The 15,952-nt window shown below is 63.9% G+C and carries 15 protein-coding genes and 1 tRNA gene; 5 read left to right on the top strand and 11 right to left on the bottom strand.

Annotated elements, in window-relative coordinates:
• Window positions 1-16 precede the first annotated feature (16 nt).
• Together pcrA and N7568_RS04200 are read right to left on the bottom strand one after the other, a co-directional pair.
• Window positions 17-2,560 (bottom strand): DNA helicase PcrA, encoded by a 2,544-nt coding sequence (gene pcrA, locus N7568_RS04205; RefSeq protein WP_261608654.1) that lies wholly within the window; start codon window positions 2,558-2,560, stop codon window positions 17-19.
• A gap of 75 nt (window positions 2,561-2,635) precedes the next feature.
• Complete coding sequence (locus N7568_RS04200; RefSeq protein WP_261608653.1) at window positions 2,636-3,289, bottom strand: response regulator transcription factor; 654 nt, start codon at window positions 3,287-3,289, stop codon at window positions 2,636-2,638.
• Between the two features lie 86 nt (window positions 3,290-3,375).
• Between N7568_RS04200 and N7568_RS04195 the strand changes: the two genes are divergently transcribed.
• From N7568_RS04195 to N7568_RS04185, 3 genes are read left to right on the top strand one after another with little or no spacing between them, the layout of a single operon-like run.
• On the top strand, window positions 3,376-4,602 hold the full coding sequence (locus tag N7568_RS04195; protein ID WP_261608652.1) for an ATP-binding protein: 1,227 nt from the start codon (window positions 3,376-3,378) through the stop codon (window positions 4,600-4,602).
• Window positions 4,599-5,744, top strand: coding sequence for a hypothetical protein (locus N7568_RS04190; protein WP_261608651.1), 1,146 nt, complete (start codon window positions 4,599-4,601; stop codon window positions 5,742-5,744). Before N7568_RS04195 ends, N7568_RS04190 begins: the two co-directional genes overlap by 4 nt.
• Complete coding sequence (locus tag N7568_RS04185; protein WP_261608650.1) at window positions 5,738-6,379, top strand: helix-turn-helix transcriptional regulator; 642 nt, start codon at window positions 5,738-5,740, stop codon at window positions 6,377-6,379. The genes N7568_RS04190 and N7568_RS04185 overlap by 7 nt, the downstream gene beginning before the upstream one ends.
• Here the strand turns inward: N7568_RS04185 and wsfD are convergent.
• From wsfD to N7568_RS04150, 7 genes are all read right to left on the bottom strand, one after another.
• The gene (gene wsfD / locus N7568_RS04180) at window positions 6,353-8,068 is read right to left on the bottom strand and encodes a glycan biosynthesis hexose transferase WsfD (RefSeq protein ID WP_261608649.1); all 1,716 of its coding nucleotides are present in this window, start codon (window positions 8,066-8,068) and stop codon (window positions 6,353-6,355) included. The two genes, N7568_RS04185 and wsfD, sit on opposite strands and share 27 nt — an antisense overlap.
• Window positions 8,061-8,972 (bottom strand): septum formation family protein, encoded by a 912-nt coding sequence (locus N7568_RS04175; protein ID WP_261608648.1) that lies wholly within the window; start codon window positions 8,970-8,972, stop codon window positions 8,061-8,063. The genes wsfD and N7568_RS04175 overlap by 8 nt, the downstream gene beginning before the upstream one ends.
• Complete coding sequence (gene xrtS / locus N7568_RS04170) at window positions 8,935-9,525, bottom strand: exosortase S (RefSeq protein WP_261608647.1); 591 nt, start codon at window positions 9,523-9,525, stop codon at window positions 8,935-8,937. The genes N7568_RS04175 and xrtS overlap by 38 nt, the downstream gene beginning before the upstream one ends.
• 5 nt (window positions 9,526-9,530) lie before the next feature.
• Window positions 9,531-10,892 (bottom strand): glycosyltransferase family 2 protein, encoded by a 1,362-nt coding sequence (locus N7568_RS04165; RefSeq protein WP_261608646.1) that lies wholly within the window; start codon window positions 10,890-10,892, stop codon window positions 9,531-9,533.
• 94 nt (window positions 10,893-10,986) lie between these two features.
• Window positions 10,987-11,169 (bottom strand): hypothetical protein, encoded by a 183-nt coding sequence (locus tag N7568_RS04160; protein WP_261608645.1) that lies wholly within the window; start codon window positions 11,167-11,169, stop codon window positions 10,987-10,989.
• Window positions 11,170-11,211: 42 nt separating this feature from the next.
• Entirely contained in the window at window positions 11,212-12,501 is a 1,290-nt protein-coding gene (locus N7568_RS04155) for a PVV-CTERM domain-containing choice-of-anchor G protein (protein WP_261608644.1), read from the bottom strand.
• A 144-nt stretch (window positions 12,502-12,645) separates the two neighbouring features.
• Window positions 12,646-13,491, bottom strand: a complete 846-nt coding sequence (locus tag N7568_RS04150; protein ID WP_261608643.1) for an inositol monophosphatase family protein — start codon at window positions 13,489-13,491, stop codon at window positions 12,646-12,648.
• 33 nt (window positions 13,492-13,524) lie between these two features.
• On the opposite strand from N7568_RS04150, the gene N7568_RS04145 reads away from it, so the two are divergent.
• Window positions 13,525-14,151, top strand: coding sequence for a hypothetical protein (locus N7568_RS04145; RefSeq protein ID WP_261608642.1), 627 nt, complete (start codon window positions 13,525-13,527; stop codon window positions 14,149-14,151).
• Here N7568_RS04145 and N7568_RS04140 read toward each other — a convergent pair.
• Entirely contained in the window at window positions 14,090-14,917 is an 828-nt protein-coding gene (locus N7568_RS04140; protein ID WP_261608641.1) for a DUF998 domain-containing protein, read from the bottom strand. The two genes, N7568_RS04145 and N7568_RS04140, sit on opposite strands and share 62 nt — an antisense overlap.
• A 68-nt stretch (window positions 14,918-14,985) precedes the next feature.
• A complete protein-coding gene (locus N7568_RS04135; protein ID WP_261608640.1) occupies window positions 14,986-15,771 on the bottom strand; it encodes a DUF998 domain-containing protein in 786 nt (261 codons plus the stop codon).
• 108 nt (window positions 15,772-15,879) lie between these two features.
• Between N7568_RS04135 and N7568_RS04130 the strand changes: the two genes are divergently transcribed.
• Window positions 15,880-15,952 (top strand) — tRNA-Arg (locus N7568_RS04130).

Below are 15,952 nucleotides of genomic sequence, written 5' to 3'. Positions count from 1 at the left end.
AGGAAGCGACGCACGCTCATGCATCAAGCTTGGTCAGCGGCGCGTAACGCAAGAGCAGCCGCTTCTCACCGACGTCGAACTTCACTTTGGCAACCGTCTTGTCCCCTGTGCCTTCGACGCCCAGCACCACGCCATTGCCGAAGCTCGTGTGGTTGACCTTGTCCCCCACCACCACGGAAATGACTTCCTTTTGCGGCTGCACCCTGTTGCGTGCGACGGCGGCCGGGACGTCGGCATCGAACCCCGCGGTGGGGCTGGCAGCAGCTCCGCGGGACGTGCCCGCTCCCCAGAACGATCCACCGTAGCGGTTGGAACCGATCGGCGCACTGCCCCAGCCACCCGCCTGGCGACTCATGCCTTCGCGCTTCCACTCCACCAGTTCGGAGGGGATTTCTTCGAGGAATTGGCTGGCCGGGTTGTACTGGCTCTGGCCCCACATGCTGCGGACTTCCGAGCGCGTGACGTAAAGGCGCTGGCGTGCACGGGTGAGGCCCACGTACGCAAGACGGCGTTCTTCTGCGAGCTCTTTAGGATCCGTGGCCGAGCGCTGGTGCGGGAAGATCCCGTGTTCCATTCCGGTCAGGAAGACCACCGGGAACTCCAGGCCCTTGGCAGTGTGGAGTGTCATCAGCGTGACCACTCCCATGCGCTTGGCCTCGGCCACTGCGGCGTCGATGTCCGCTCCCGGGGCATCCGGAATCTGGTCAGCGTCCGCTACCAAGGAAACCTGCTCCAGGAACTCCCCCAGCGTGCCTTCAGGGTTGTCCCGTTCGTACTCACGGACCACGGCCACCAGTTCGGCAAGGTTCTCCACGCGGGATTCGTCCTGCGGATCAGTGCTGGCCCGAAGCCCGGCAAGGTATCCGGTCTGCTCCAGGACGGCCTCCAGGGCCGCCGCAGCACCTGAGCCTGACGCTACCTCGGCGAGATCATCCATGAGCTTCACGAAGCCGAGGACCAGGTTCACGGAGCGGCTGGCCATTCCAGGCGCTTGGTCTGCGCGGCGCGCGGCCGCCATGAAGGACGAGCGCTCGCGTTCGGCCAGGGCCGCAACGGCACCCTCAGCCCTATCGCCGATCCCGCGCTTGGGTTCGTTCAGGATCCTGCGCAGGTTCACGTCGTCATCCGGGTTCACCAGCACGCGCAGGTAAGCGAGGGCGTCCTTGATTTCCTTGCGTTCATAGAAGCGGGTGCCGCCAACAACCTTGTACGGCAAGCCGACCCGGACCAGCACGTCTTCGATGGAGCGTGACTGGGCATTGGTGCGGTAGAAGATGGCGACGTCGCCCGGGCGCAGGCCTTCCTCGTCCTGCAGCCGGTCGATTTCCTTGGCGATGAACTGCGCTTCGTCGTGCTCGTTCTCCCCCACGTAGCCGATGATCTTTTCGCCGTCACCCTCCGCGGTCCACAACCGCTTTTCCTGGCGATTGGGATTGCGGGAAATCACGGAGTTGGCAGCGCTGAGGATGTTCTGCGTAGAGCGGTAGTTCTGCTCAAGCTTGATAGTGCGGGCATTGGGGTAGTCCGCCTCGAACTCCACGATGTTGCGGATGTCAGCACCGCGGAAGGCGTAGATGGACTGATCGGAGTCGCCCACCACGGTGAGTTCGCTGGGTTGGACACTGGTGTCAGTCCCCAATCCAACGATTTCCCTGACCAAGGCATACTGCGCATGGTTGGTGTCCTGGTATTCGTCCACCAGGACGTGCCGGAAGCGGCGCCGATAAGATTCTGCGAGCGCCGGGAAGGCCCTGAACATATAGACGGTTTCAGCGATGAGGTCGTCAAAGTCCATGGCATTGGCTTGGCGAAGGCGCTGCGTGTAGCCCTTGAAGACCTCGGCCACGGCGGTTTCGAAAGGATCGTTGTAATTCGCGGATGATGCGTAGGAATCGGCGTCGATGAGCTCGTTCTTGAGGGCCGAGATCTTGTGCTGGATGGCTTTGGCGGCGAACTTCTTGGGATCAAGGTCCAGGTTCTTGGCCACGAGGGTGATCAGGCGCAGCGAATCCGCGGAGTCGTAGATGGAGAAGTTCGAGTTCAGGCCGACGGTGGTGGCTTCCCTGCGCAGGATCCGGACACAGGAGGAGTGGAAGGTGGAGATCCACATGCTCTTGGCGCGGCCGCCAACCAGGGCTTCGATGCGTTCCCGCATTTCCGCTGCTGCCTTGTTGGTGAAGGTAATGGCCAGGATTTCCCCGTGGTGTGCCCGCTTGGTGGCGATCAGGTAGGCGATCCTGTTACTGAGGACACGGGTCTTGCCGGACCCGGCACCTGCCACGATGAGCAACGGGCTGCCAGCGTGCTTGACGGCTTCTTCCTGCTGCGGGTTCAGTCCTTGGAGGAGGGCATCCGCAGAGGGCAGTCCTGATCCGCCTTGGTTGCCCCAACCTCCCGAAGATGGACTGTGGGGAGCGTCGACCGACCCGCCACTGCCAGCTTGGAGCCGGGCGCCGGGCGCGCCTCCGCCCGTGTGGGAAAGCTCCGGGGCAGCCTTGACTGCGGCTTTGGTGCCTGCTTTGAAGGGTCCGTCTGCGTAGGGGTCAAACAACATATCCATGGTGCCTACCAGTCTAGGCGGTGCCTCCGACACTATGAGGCGGGGTGTCCACAGCCGTGGTCGGGGCCATGCGGGTCACGCATCGGGATCCTCAAGCAGCCAGCCACCAGACACCAACCTCTCCCGCAGCGCCAGCCTGGTCAGGGGTTCAGAACCGTCCTGGAACTTCCGCCGTACCGCGGCCAGGTGCTTTTTCACACCATCAACGGAAATTCCCAGGATGTGGGCGGTCTCGGCGAGCGTTTCCGCGGCGCCGCCCAGGTAAACGGAAACCACTTGGTGCTCCCTCGCCGACAACTGTGGTCCGGCCTGCTCGGCTTCCATTGCCACGGCGACCTCTTCCGTAATGTACGGGAGTCCTTTTGCTGCCTGTCGGAGCGCGGCTTCGACAACCCCGGCGGATGCTGTCTTGGGGATATACGCCAAGGCACCGGCTGAGATTGCCTGGCGTATGACGGCCGGATCAACAACGGAGCTGCAGACCACAACCTGCGGTCCAGCGGAGGCGATGGCCTGGATCTTGGCGCGCAGTGGCACTTGGTCGCCAAGGAGTACGTCCAGGACCACGACGTCGGACAATGCCCGCAGGTTCGCGGCGGTTTCTGCCCAGGAGCCGAACCGGCCCACCACCCGGATCCCGGGGGCGTTGGCCTGCAGCCATTGGGCCAAGCCTTCGCGCAATACGGCATGGTCTTCGACGATGTCGACTTCGATGGTGGGTTGGGACACCGGGTATCGCAACAACTTGGCCCTCCCCACATATGATTTGGAATTATCGTCACCATATTAGGTGACACGTTTCGGGGGAGACATTCATGGGGGCAGGGATTGCCCGGCTGGTAACAGGCCGGCCGGAGCAGGATTATTCGGACCTGCTGGTCCGCGGCGGTGCCGTGGCCGGCTTCGTCTTCATTGCGGCTTCAGGGCTGTACCTGGGGCCGGCCGAAGGCGGACCGCCGTGGCACCGTGCCGGGGCTGCCCTGTTGATGATCATTGTTTTTGTGTGCCTCGCCGCTATGTGGTGGACGGATGTCTGGCCGCTCCGGCTGGCTCTGGTCACGGCCCTGATCACGCTGTCCGAACTCCTTGCCGGCGTCACCTACCGCCAGGATTCCGACTCGCTGCTTTTGGCGCACAGCCTCATCCTGGCCGTGAGTTCCACCCTGGTTCTTTCCCTCCGCAACTCGTGGAGATCGGCCCTCTTTACCGGGCTGCTGGCCGTGCTGGTCATGGGGCACACGCTCATGTCATCCGCTGTCCACGGCTTGGGCGCCACCACCCTGCTCATCGTTGCCGGCGCCTGGTACATCATGTTCGTCGTCCGGTACTCCGCCCCCAAGGCCCTCGCCGCCTATTGGAACGACCAATCGATCCGGGCGGAATCAGCCGCCGCCCAGGCCGTTGCCTGCGCCAGGATCGATGCCAGCGCAGCAGAGGCCCGTATCCTTCATGACACCCTCCTGCGGCCCCTCACCCTCCTGGCAAGGGGCGGGGCGGGAGCGGTCCCCGACGAGGTGCGGGAAATGCTCACCGTGGCAACGCACGACGCCGGTGGGCCGGGTTCACGGACGACGCCGGCTACAGCCCACCTCTGGGAGGCGACAGGCAACGGAGCACGTACGGTCCGCACCCAAGGTGCGGATGCCGCCGTCGAACCTGACGGTGAACTTGCCCTGCTGCTGACGGACAGGGCCCGCCATCACTGCCGCGACGGATTCGCCGTTGACGTTTTTGGCGAAGGGGGAACACTTCCGGCGGACGTTCAGCTGGCTATTGCCGATGCTGCCGAGGAATGCATGGTCAATGCCGCCCGTCACGCGGGAACGGACCGCGTTGACGTGCTGGTCTCCCGTTCCGGTTCCCTGGTGTCGGTGTTGATCAGCGACGCCGGCCGGGGGTTCGATCCGAAGGCCATCCCGGCGGAACGTTTTGGAGTCAGGAATTCCGTAGTGGACCGGATGGGCGGCGTGGGCGGACGGGCCAAGGTGATCTCAACGCCAGGCCGCGGTACCACCGTTGTCCTCGAAGCGGACGCGGCATGAGCCTTGCCCATCTCAGCACATCACGCAGGGACGGGCCCCTGTTCATTTCCAGAGCCGTCCTGGTCGTCACGAGCCTGACCATCTGGATCATTTCCTTCATTCTCAATGCTGGCTCCCTCGATGGAGGCAGCATGGACCACCTGAAACTCGGCGCGCAGGCATTCGACCTCCTGGGGCTTGCCGTGGCGATTGTGGCCTCGGCTCCGAAGACACCCAGGCACCATTTGCCCTTCTTGCGGCTGATCTGGTTGGCGTCATCCATTACATCGGGAACAATGACAGCCCAATTCGTGACGCCGACCTCCGGCTACCTGTCGCTGGCCTTGAACGTTCTCTTCGGGACAGCTCTGGTCTTCCTCGTCGCGATGCGCTGGGACTTGCTGGGTTTCCTGGTCCTGGTCGCCGCCAACTCCGTCCTCAGCGGCGCCTATTACGCTGCTACCCCGAGATTCGGTTCCGGGGAGGGACTCCTTATCTTCTTCATCACGATCCTTCCCGGACTCTTGGGTGGCCTGGCAGTCTTTTTCCTTCGCAACCAAGTGCAGAGAACCTTGGAGCGCCAGACCTTGGGGGCCTTGAACACCCTGACCGCACAGTCCGTTTCCCGCGACGCCGAGAGGGCAGAAGACCTTGCAGAAACACACCAGCAGATCCAGGCGTTGTTCGCCAAGGTCGCCGAGCGCCGAGGACTCCCACTCGATCCCGGATTCTCTGAACAGGCGCAGGTCCTGGCCGAACAATTGCGCAGCCAATTGATGATTTCGCAGTCCACCAACTGGCTCACGGAGTCGCTGTCCCTGGCAGGGCTGGAAGCCACCGTCATGGTCGTGGCGCAATCGGACCTCGTGGAGCGGGTGAGCCCTGCTTCCCGGTCAGCAGTCTTGGCCACAACCATGCTTCTGACGGCGCCGGCAGGCGATGCTGACAGCACCTTGACCGCCCGGCCGCGCCGGCTCCACATCTTCGTGGAACCGCATACCGCAGCTACCGTGCTCGTTACATGGCGGGTGACCCATATGAACCCCAACCGCTGCACTCCTGCACTGTGGAGCGAACTAGGATCATTGGGCGTCCCCCGCGTGCACACCGATCCTGGAGGAGCCAGCATCATGGTCCCCGTTGAGGCGCCAAGATCATGGTGACGCGATTGTTGGTTGTGGATCATCACCAACTGATGATCGAGACGCTGGATGCATGGTTCCGTTGCAACGCCCCTGACCTGGTGGTTGCTGCCGGGCTCAACACCATCCCGCACAGCACGGAAGGACCCGACTTCAAGGACCAGGACGTTGCCGTTGCCGTGCTGGGAACCCTGGACCATCAAACCGAGCTGGTTCCTGCAGTTCATTCGCTTGTTGACGCCGGCCTCCGCGTGGTGGTCCTGGCCACCGCCGTGGACGGCTGGGAAGCAGGGGCAGCGCATGCTGCCGGCGCCCTGGGCTATGTGCCTAAAGCGGCAGGTCCGGCACACACTGAACGCGCCGTCCGGGCAGCGGCGGAAGGACAACAGTACATACACCCCGACGCTGCCGCCGTCATGGTGGACACCGCCCCCGTTCGGATCAAGCTATCCCTGCGCGAGCAACGGCTCGCAGAGCTCTACCTCGGAAGTGAAGCGCTGTCCGTGCGTGGCGTGGCAGACGCCATGGGGATCAGCGAACAGACGGTCAAGGCCCACTTGCACAGGATCAGGCAGCGGTACGCCGCGGCCGGAATCAAGCTCGGCAACGTGATCAGCCTGCGTAAGCAGCTAAACACTGACGGCTGGGTCACGTAGCGTTGCCGCACTTGGCTCCGACGTCCCGGGTTCCTGCACTCCGGGCTCCGGCTGCTGAAGCATCAGCTTCCGTGGCTCGGAGGCCAGGATGCTGATCAACGCCACCAGCAGGGGCACACACAGCGCCGCGTGGAAACCTGAAATCACCAGTTGGCGGTAAATCTCGGGCTGTCCTGATCCCAGCATGACCACCCAGAACTGCAGCCATCCAGCCACCACAACCACCACTGCCAGGCGCCCGACAGCAGATTTCTTGCGGAAAGCGACAGCAAATCCCAGCAAAAGGGTCAGCAGTTGCATGGCCACCAAGGCCACCGGCACGGCCTTCAAAGCCGTGAAGAGTCCCAGAACCACCGGGAACCGGCGGTCCTTGTCAAACGGATCATGGCCTTGGCCTTCCATGAATGATCCGATGTAGCCAAGTTCTGGTGTCAGCATGGCGGTGATTCCGCGTTCACCCACACCGATCAGCCGTTCAGGATGTGTGACGTAGAAACCAGCCAGCTTGGCCGGTCCCACCTGCTCCTGGAATTCGCTGAACTTCGGGTTCACTGCAGCTGAACGCGGCGAAGCCACGGTGGTGCCACTGGCAGACAGAAACCCCGGGTCCAACCCCAACCACTTCAGATCATCCTCAGGAACCGGGCTGTTCGGCAGCAGCTCAGCGAAAACCGCGTTGTAGACGTTCAGCTCACTGGTGCGCTTGGGCTGGACGGCAAGGAAGGCCACTGCGAACGCTGCAAGCACCATGATCGCGGCAAACGGCACAATCCTCTGCCGCCACCACCGCGTTTCCGGCACACGCCGCCCGGAACGCCGGGAAGGAACATGCGGGCGCCACAACAGGGCGAGTGCAAGCACTGGCAGCCAGGACACCATCTCAGCCTTGGCAGCGATGGTGAAGATACCGGCGCCCACTACCCACACAATCGCCAACCAGCGGCTGCCACGGCCGTTCCAGTAGTGCAACAACGCCACCAACACCGCCAGGGTCCCCAGGAACGCGGCAGGTTCGGGATACGGGGAAATAAAGAAATCGGCGAAGACGCCGTCCGCCATCACGGCAGTGACCAATGCCGCTATCAGGATCCTGAAACTGGCGCGTCCCGGCAGGACAGCCACCAGCGCCGCGGTCAGCAAGCCGAAAACGAGGCAGCAGACAATTCCCACAGCCCGCATGTCCACCCCGGGGCCCCAACCGAACACCGGGGTGATGAGCTTTCCCAACCACAGGAAGGCCAGCTGGGACGAGTAGACAGCCTCGCCGGAGCCAACTGCGCCGCAGGCCTCACCGGCAAACTGGTGTGGCGTCCAGCCCGGGTAGATGAACCGGGTGAATTCTGCGTAATCCCACGGCCGGACATTGCTGACGCCCAGTGCGCAGACCAGTCCATGGCCGTCACCCTGATCCCCCATACCGACCGGGCCCGGGACGAAGAGCCGCACCATCATGGCGGCGGCGGACGCCACGCCCGCGAGGATGGCCGGCGTGCGGCCTCCGCCGAGTGTCAGCTCTCCCGGTCCGAAGACCCTGGCAAGGAACGTCGCCAGCCTGCGAAGCGGGCCCGGTTGGGGGTTCTTGCCTGACCGCACCGGAACGGGCGCGAACTCCCCCGCTTCATGTTTGGTGGTTTCCGCCTCCGGTTTCCCGGTTTCAGATTCCGTTTTCCCCTGCTTCGTCTCAACCATGTGCCGCTCCCCCGTTCGCTGTGCCGGCCAAAGGCGCAAGCGTTCCCGTCCATGGTTCCGGACTGGCCTGCAGCGGCGCCACGCCACAGCGGACAGCCCTTGCGCCGCCGTCGATCCTGACAATGGGCCGCACTTCCACCCCGGCAGGCAGGACATCGACCTTGAGGAACTCCAGGACAAACGGCAGGCACCGTTCCTGCTGCGCGGCGAGGCTGACCAGCGAAGCGTCCTGACCGAACCAGGCGCTCACGTCCTCGGTGGTGTGGGGCTCGGAACACGTGGTGTCCTTACCTTCGGCGCTGAGCACGCCGTCCTTGATTTCCTGGGCATAGCAAAGCCGGATCTGTGCCGAGTCCGGTCCTGCGAGCGCACCCTTCAGGTCACTCGTGGTTTCCAGCGGGGCCCGTCCCGGCGAGGCAAGGAACACGTCGCACCGCACAGTCCGGCTTCCTGCGGCCCACTCGAGTCGGCTCGGATAGTATCCGGTGATCGCCATGCCTGCTGTGGCGTCACGATCGGTGCCGGCAAGGTATTTGCGCAGCTCTGCTGCCGGGCACAAACGGGTGGTGAGGTTCTGCAGTTGCTCGTGGAGCGGCCGCTCGGACTGGCCGGCCAGCGGTTCCGGGACGCTGGTCACCAGGAACGTTTGTGCAGTGTGCGGCCCGGAACAGGCAACCGCCGGGCTGGAGTCACTGCTTGCACCGTATTCCTCCGGGGTGGTGATCACGTGGCACTGGTCCACTGTGGGGTGGTCCAAGGACACTGCCTTTGCGGCGCCTTCAGGGGCCGGGCCGGCCACACCGGGCGCGCAACCGGCCAAGGCCATGGCGGCTGCCAGCGCAATGGCCGGGAACACGGTAAGCCGGTTACGACGCACGCCGCCCCCTGCGGGTGGGAGCAGCACGGTCCTTACGGACGACGGCGGCCCGCACCAGGACGATGATGGCGACCACGAAGCCGAGGATTACCACGAAAGAACCAAGGAAGTGGTGCATGAGGTCGAACCCCTGCTGGCCCCAGCTCTGCTGCGCCGCTGCAATCATGAAGTATCGAACCGCGTTGCTGACAGAAACGATGACCAGTGCCGTGATCGCAGCGGGCATCAGCCGCGCAACCGGGATGCGTCCCATGAGGAAGAGGATTCCGGCGAACGCGGCGATCGGGGTCAGGAGGACGGCGCTGGAGCAGAGCCCGGTGACCATCAAGGCATAGGGCTGGCCCCCACCCACGTTGTGGAAGATGATGTCGTCCACGCTGTAGGAAGCCCCACCGAGGATTCCGTCGAAAACAGTTGCCATGAGCCACGCTTCCGCTGCCCGGATGCTCTCCTGTTGGAGCATCGCCACCACGGCCGCAGCGATGAAGGCCAGCCCAATGACGCCCCCGCCGCGGCCCTTCCGAACAGGAATGGCGCGCGGTCCACGGGGAACGGTGGTGTTGCTGATGTCAGCGCTCATTGCCACTAGGCTTCCTTCGCTAGGAGTTTGACGTCGGACTCATGGTTGCGACGTGTTTTGGCCCATCCCTGGCGGCCGGTGATGAGACGGTACGTTGCCCGCAGAACGGTCACATAGTTTTGGTACATGTACAGCCAATAGCCCAGGCCCCAGAGCACGCCCAGCATGAAGTTCTTTTCCGGGGTCACCTGCCTTCGGTACACCAATCCCCACAGGGCGAAGGGCAGCACGCCAGTGGCGAAGATCAGCGGAATGATGAACCAGGCCGCTGAAATCCAGGCGGCGAAGCTGCCCATGGTCAACGCGCCCTGCGCCACCATGGTGATGAACAGCGTTGGCCACAGCACCAAGCCGATGATCTGGATGAACGGCTGGATCAGGAAGTAACTGGACTCAATCGCTCCCACATTGCTGAAGTACGGAGACTCGAAGATCCGCTTCAAGTAGGTGCTGCACTGCATGCCGCCATGGCACCAGCGCGTCCTCTGGGTCAGTAGGCGGCGGAGGTCCGGAAGCGCTTCCTGGGCCACGTGCGTGTCGTGCATGTAGACGGTCTTGTAACCGCCCAGCATGATGTGGATGGCGAGTTCATAATCTTCAAGGAGAGCGCCGTGCCACGGTTGTCCCGACGTCCTGGCGATGGCATCCAAAGCTGACAGCCGGGTGAACTGGCCATTCCCGCCAAGCCCCACGGTCAGTGTGTGGCGCCGCAGGGACTGCATTGCTGCGATGGTGGTCCGGAATTCCATGTCCTGCATCAGGACCAGGTAACGGCCGAACGCCTTCCTGACGCGTTGGAGCCCTTGGCCGCCCTGGAGCTCGGGGTCGTCCAGGTTGGACATCCAGACGGCGGTCTGCGCGGCGCCCACTTCCGGGTCGCCGAATGCGAGGGGACCGGCGGCCTGACGGAACGCGTTGTCGGCAAGGTGACCATCGGCGTCGACCACCAGGACGATCACCGAAGAACGGTCGACGGCGGCGGGAAGCCACCCGTCCAAAGTCCGGTAGGCGGCGTTGAGGGCGTCCCCCTTGCCGGTACGTGCCAGCGGACGCCGGCGGCGTACGAGGTGGATCATGCTGTCTCGATCCGATGCGGCTTCGACGATGGCCGCAGTGGAGTCGTCGCTGTCGTCGTCGACTACCCAGACATGGGCTTCCGGGAACTTCGCCCGGAGCAGCTCCAGGGTCTTCCCGATCACCACTTCCTCGTCCCGGCACGGAATGAACACATGCCAGGAGAACGTGCCGGGATCGCCTTCAGGATCTGGCTTGCGCCGCAGGAACGGTACCAGGATCACGAGGATATACGACAGAAAAACCACCAGGAGCACAAATGCCAACGCCTGCGCGGATTCGAGTACCGACATTTACTTCCGATGCTTGGGGCTTGGCCAAGGGCGGCCTGGTCGAAAAAGTGAGGGTGGCGGGACGGCTCTTGCAGGAGCCGTCCCGCCGGTGGTGCTACGGGTTGGGGCCCGTATCCCGCTTCGCAGCCTTAAGCCTGCTGTTACGCAGGACCACGAAGCCGGTAATCAGCAGGGCGACACCCACCAGGATGACCCACCCGAGGGTGGGGGCACCGGTGACAGCGAGGGTGGTTCCTCCGGCTGCCGTGCCGCCTGCAGTCCAGTTATGGCCGTACATAAGGCGTTCTCCTTTCGCTGATGCTTGATGCGCTCAAGGCAATCAGGCAGCAGCTACAGCAGACCGGCGGCGCGAGCGAACGAACAGCCAGGTGAGCAGTGCCAGGAGGGCCACGCCACCGCTGATGGCCATGGTGTCTGCGTTGACCAGCGGGATCGCCGCTGCGTCAAGGTTGGGACCAACAGTTGCGTTGGCGAGGTTGACGGTGGCGATGGAGCCGCCGGCAATTCCGACCTGCAGGGCGCGCTGGGTGAACGCGCCTGACGGTGCCGTTTCCTGGACGTTGACCTTGGCCGAAACCAGGGCGGTCAGCGCGGTACCCAGTGGTGCGACGATGGACGTTGCCACAGCACCCGTCACGCCGTTCAGCGTGGTGGTCAGCAGTGCCAACGCAGGACCTGCCGTGAGCTGTGCAAGCGGCCCAAGGTTGTTCACAGCCGTCGTGGCAGTAGCCAACGTGCTGCTGACCAGGCTGGTCAGCTTGGTGGCAACAGCCTGCGGAAGGAAGGAAACCAAATCCGTTCCAGCCGGCAACGAGTTCAGGTCGGCAACGCCGGCCGCGGCCAGCAAGTCAGCCTCGGTGATGGCGATGGTGCCGCCAGCGACGGGGTTGACCACAGTGACGCCCAAGGGAGTCAGAACCGCGTTGGCCGTATTGATGGCGGTGCTGACCGTGCCGGCGACGCCTCCAACAATCGTGCCGCCAACTTCAGCCGAAACACCGGCAACGGCGTAAGCACCCTGCGGTGCTGCGCCCTGGTCCTTCTTGGCTGCAGCCGCGAGGGTGGTGACGTCGAGTGTGACGTTAACCAGGTCGGTACCGCCAAGGATGGCCGCCGTACCGGCTGTGATGCGTGCGGCCGGGATGGCGGGATCGCCCGAGGTGGGCAGGCCGGCGGGCAGTGTTACCAGGCCCGGGGCGCCGGAGACGGTACCCGAGAATGCTTCCGAGGAGCCGTCGTTGACGGCCTTACCGTACTGGCTGACTGCGCCAACCTGGATGATGCCGTTGTTTTGCAGCAGCGGAATGTTGCCCGCGCCGACGTTGACCACACCGAAGACGGCGCTGAGGTCCAGCGGGTCGCTGTTCTCGATGATGGCCGGGCCGGATGGCGGTGTGCCGATCTGCTCGGCTGTGGCTGCGCCGTTGGCTGCGAGGCCGGCGAAGTTCGGGATGGCCAGGACGGAACCATCGATGATCTGGCCACTGCCGACGGAAATCACGTCAGTGGGTGCTGCGTTTGCTGCCGGCGCGGCGACGAGGCCGATCGCCAAAACCGAGACGGCGGTAACGCCGACGGCTGTGGGCCACAGCTTGCTCTTGCTGTTCAAGTACTTCCCCCTTGCGAACGCTGCAGAACAGAGGGCTGTTCTGCAGCTGAGACCGTGGAGGCAATCGCCCCCCGGTGCAAAATAACAAGGGCAAACAGTGGAGCTTCGCGGGGGTACCCGAAGGGGTTAACGCTGTTTCAGGACCTAGGCGAACTGTGGGACCGAGGTGAGGGCGGCGCTCAACTCGCGCACCGCCGTCGGGCCACCTGCGACGAACCAATTCAGTCCGTTGACCTTCACGACGGCGGTGTCCCCACCAGCCGCCCGGACGATCGCCTTACCGGGGAGCCAGTCCCATTCCGGGCAACTGTGCTGGAACCAGCAACCGAGTTCGCCGTCGGCGACGCGGCCGAGGTCGCAGGACCCGGAGCCGAACATGCGCAATGAGGCGGCGGAGACGGCAGCAGCGTGCCATGGCATCGCTGTGCGGGGATCGGCCAACCACGTGGGGTGGATGTAGGTGGCCGCGCAGATGTCGGCAACGGAACGGTCGCCGGAACCGGAGATCGGCTCGCCGTTAAGCGTGGCCGGGTGACCCTGGCCGCCCAGCCAGAGCTTGTCCAGCTCGGGCTGGTAAATGGCCCCGAGCAGCACGTCCGGATCTACCACCGGGTTGGTTCCGTGGTCAGAGCTGTCCCTCTTAAGGGCAATGGCCGAGCACCAGTATGTGGAACCGTGCAGGAAGTTGTAGGTGCCGTCCACGGGATCGATCACCCATGTCCGGCCACTGGTTCCGGCCACTGACGCGCCTTCCTCCCCGAGGATGCCATCCTCGGGGCGGCAGCGCTGCAACTGTTCCAGGACGTAAGCCTCGGCTGCGTGATCGGCTGCCGTGACGACGTCGGACACCGACGTCTTGCGTTCGCCCTGCAAGCCGCCCATCCGCATCAGCAGCGCCAGTTGGCCTGCTTCGCGGACCAGGGCGCTGGCCAGTTGGTAGTCGTCGAGTGAGGGATCGAGTTCAGTTGCTGTGTGCCTGCCGGTGGTCATGGTTCCAGCTTATGTGGCGGGATAATGAATGACATGGCCAAGACACCAGCCCAGCGCATCAAGAAGCACGGAGCAAAGGCAGTGGTTCCAGATCACACGCTTCCTCCCGTGATCAACAACACCACCCAGCGCACCCCGCAGAAGGCGCAGAGCAACTCCAAGCTCATTGTGATCGCGGGCGTCGTGGCCAGCCTGTTCCTGTTCTGGTACCTGCACTTGCTGACCCTTAACCAGATGACGCAGCTCTCCGGCGGCCTGGCGATGCCGGATTCGCTGATCGGCGGTTTCTCGCAGGACTATGTCGCCCAGCTTCATGACGCCATGGATGAGTCAGCACGCGGGCAGTTGAACTACATCCACAAGACTGCGGGAACACTGTTTCCGCTGATCTTCGGATTCAGCTGGTTGTTGCTGATCGGCACCAACGTGGCGCGGAAGTCCCTCCGCTGGGCAATGTGGGCCGCTCCCCTGCTGTTCGCCGTGGCCCACCTGTGGTCCAACGTCGCCATCGATTCCATGCTGGCCGCAGAAACGCCCGACGCCGGGTCGGTCGCCCTGGCTTCCGGCCTCACCGTTGCCTCATGGGTGCTTTTCCTCGTCAGCCTGCTGTGCGGTGTGGCTGCTGTGTTCCTGGGGCGGAAGAGCGCACAGAAGCCCTGACGGCTTTCCTTTGCTTCGTCACCCGGCGTGCCACCACCAGGCCCATCATGGATAGGCCCATGATGATCGGATAGGCCATGGTGCGTTCGATCGCACCCGGCTCCTCCACGCGCAGCCCCACAGCAAGTATGTAGATGGTGGTCCCCAAGGACACCGCACCACATACCAGGACAAACCAGGACATCCGGGTATGCCTGCGCCACACGACGCCCAGGATCGCCAAGGACAGTGGGCCGGCGATGAAGTACATGCCCGCGCCGACCAGATGCAACGCCAGGTCCGTATCTTCCGGAACCAGGCCAACCATTGCCTGGCCTATGCCCGCCACGAGGATCAGTGCCCTCACCGCGCCGGCTGCGATCCAGGGAAAGGACTCGGCTGCCCTGTGGGATTCCGAAGCCATCCGGGGAGTAATGACCCGCGCACCCGGCTCCGCTGCGATTGACAAAACTGCCGTATTCACCAGCGCGGCGCCAAGGACCATGGCCACACCCTGCAGCACGAACGAGACGTTCATCAACCAATTGAGCGGGGAACAGACTTCATACCCGTTGAAGGGCCCGCAGTGGACCGCGCCGAGATCGCTGATGACGTGGGCCCGCCGTTCATAGCCCGGGTTCCCAAGCCATGCAGCTATCGCCAGGGCTTCCACCACGAAGTAGTGGATGGGCGTAATCGCTGCCCAGCCCCCCACCAGTTCGCGGCGCCCTGCGAGGTCAGGAAGAAGTCCCCGGTCGCCTCCGCGCGGACCACCCGGCGTCGTCATAGCGCCAGAATAGACCCCGCGTGCACCCTATGCACCACTTGCTCCGTGGTCGCGCACCACGTCCACCCTCAGCGCAGACGTGCCGCTTTCCGTTCTGTGTGCAAACGCTGGGCGATCACCAGGCCGGCCGCCGCCAGACCGACCGTCACCGGGTACCCCATGAGCCGCTCCAGAAGGCCGGGCAGGGGCACCTCCATCCCGGTGATCCCACCCACGATGAGTGCACCGACACAGAGCAGGCCGCACAGGGCAAGGAACCAGCTGACCGGAGTTTGCCGGAACCACAGGACGCCGAGCAGAAGCAGGGCAAACCCTCCCCCGATGAAGAACATCAAGGCACCCGCAAAATGCCACGGTGAGTCGAGGTCTTCAGGCACCAACCCAACAAGGACGGTTCCTGCGCCGGCAACTCCGGTGAGGATCCGGATCGCGACTGCAAGGATCCACGGCACAGTCAGCACGCGGGCGGGAGTGGAACCGGTCGCTACGGACCGGAAGCGCCGGGCTGTCATCCCCGGACGGGCCGCTACGCACAGAAGCCCGGCGGTCAGGAACAGTGCACCCAGGATGAGGCCCAGGCCTTGGACCACAAACGAAGCGTTCATCAGCCAGTGCAACGGTGAACAAACAGCCCTGTCCTCGTACACACCGCATGACACTGCTCCAAGATCGCTGATGTATCCGGTGGCACGGCTGTACGGCTGCGGACCAGCCCATGCCTCAATGACGGCCGCTTCGGCCACGAAGTATTGGACGACGCTCAGTTGCGCCCACCCACCGATGTTTGCCCTGGTGCTGCGGAGGTTGGGGAGGAATGATCCGGCCGGAGCCGGTGCAATCGGGTGCCCTTTCATGCTCGCCAGCCTAACGGTGTTCGGGCAGCGCCCCGGCAGCTTGTATGCTTGTAGTCGTGTCCGGGCCCTTGAGCTCCAGCAGCGGGATTTAGAGCCATGGACACACAGGCCCTCGTAGCTCAGTGGATAGAGCACGGCTCTCCTAAAGCCGGTGTCGTTGGTTCGATTCCAATCGAGGGCA

This window comes from Paenarthrobacter aurescens, from assembly GCF_025421775.1.
Taxonomy (GTDB): domain Bacteria; phylum Actinomycetota; class Actinomycetes; order Actinomycetales; family Micrococcaceae; genus Arthrobacter; species Arthrobacter aurescens_B.
The sequence above is the reverse complement of the archived record's forward strand: the minus strand, read 5'-3'. Positions and strand labels throughout refer to the sequence as shown.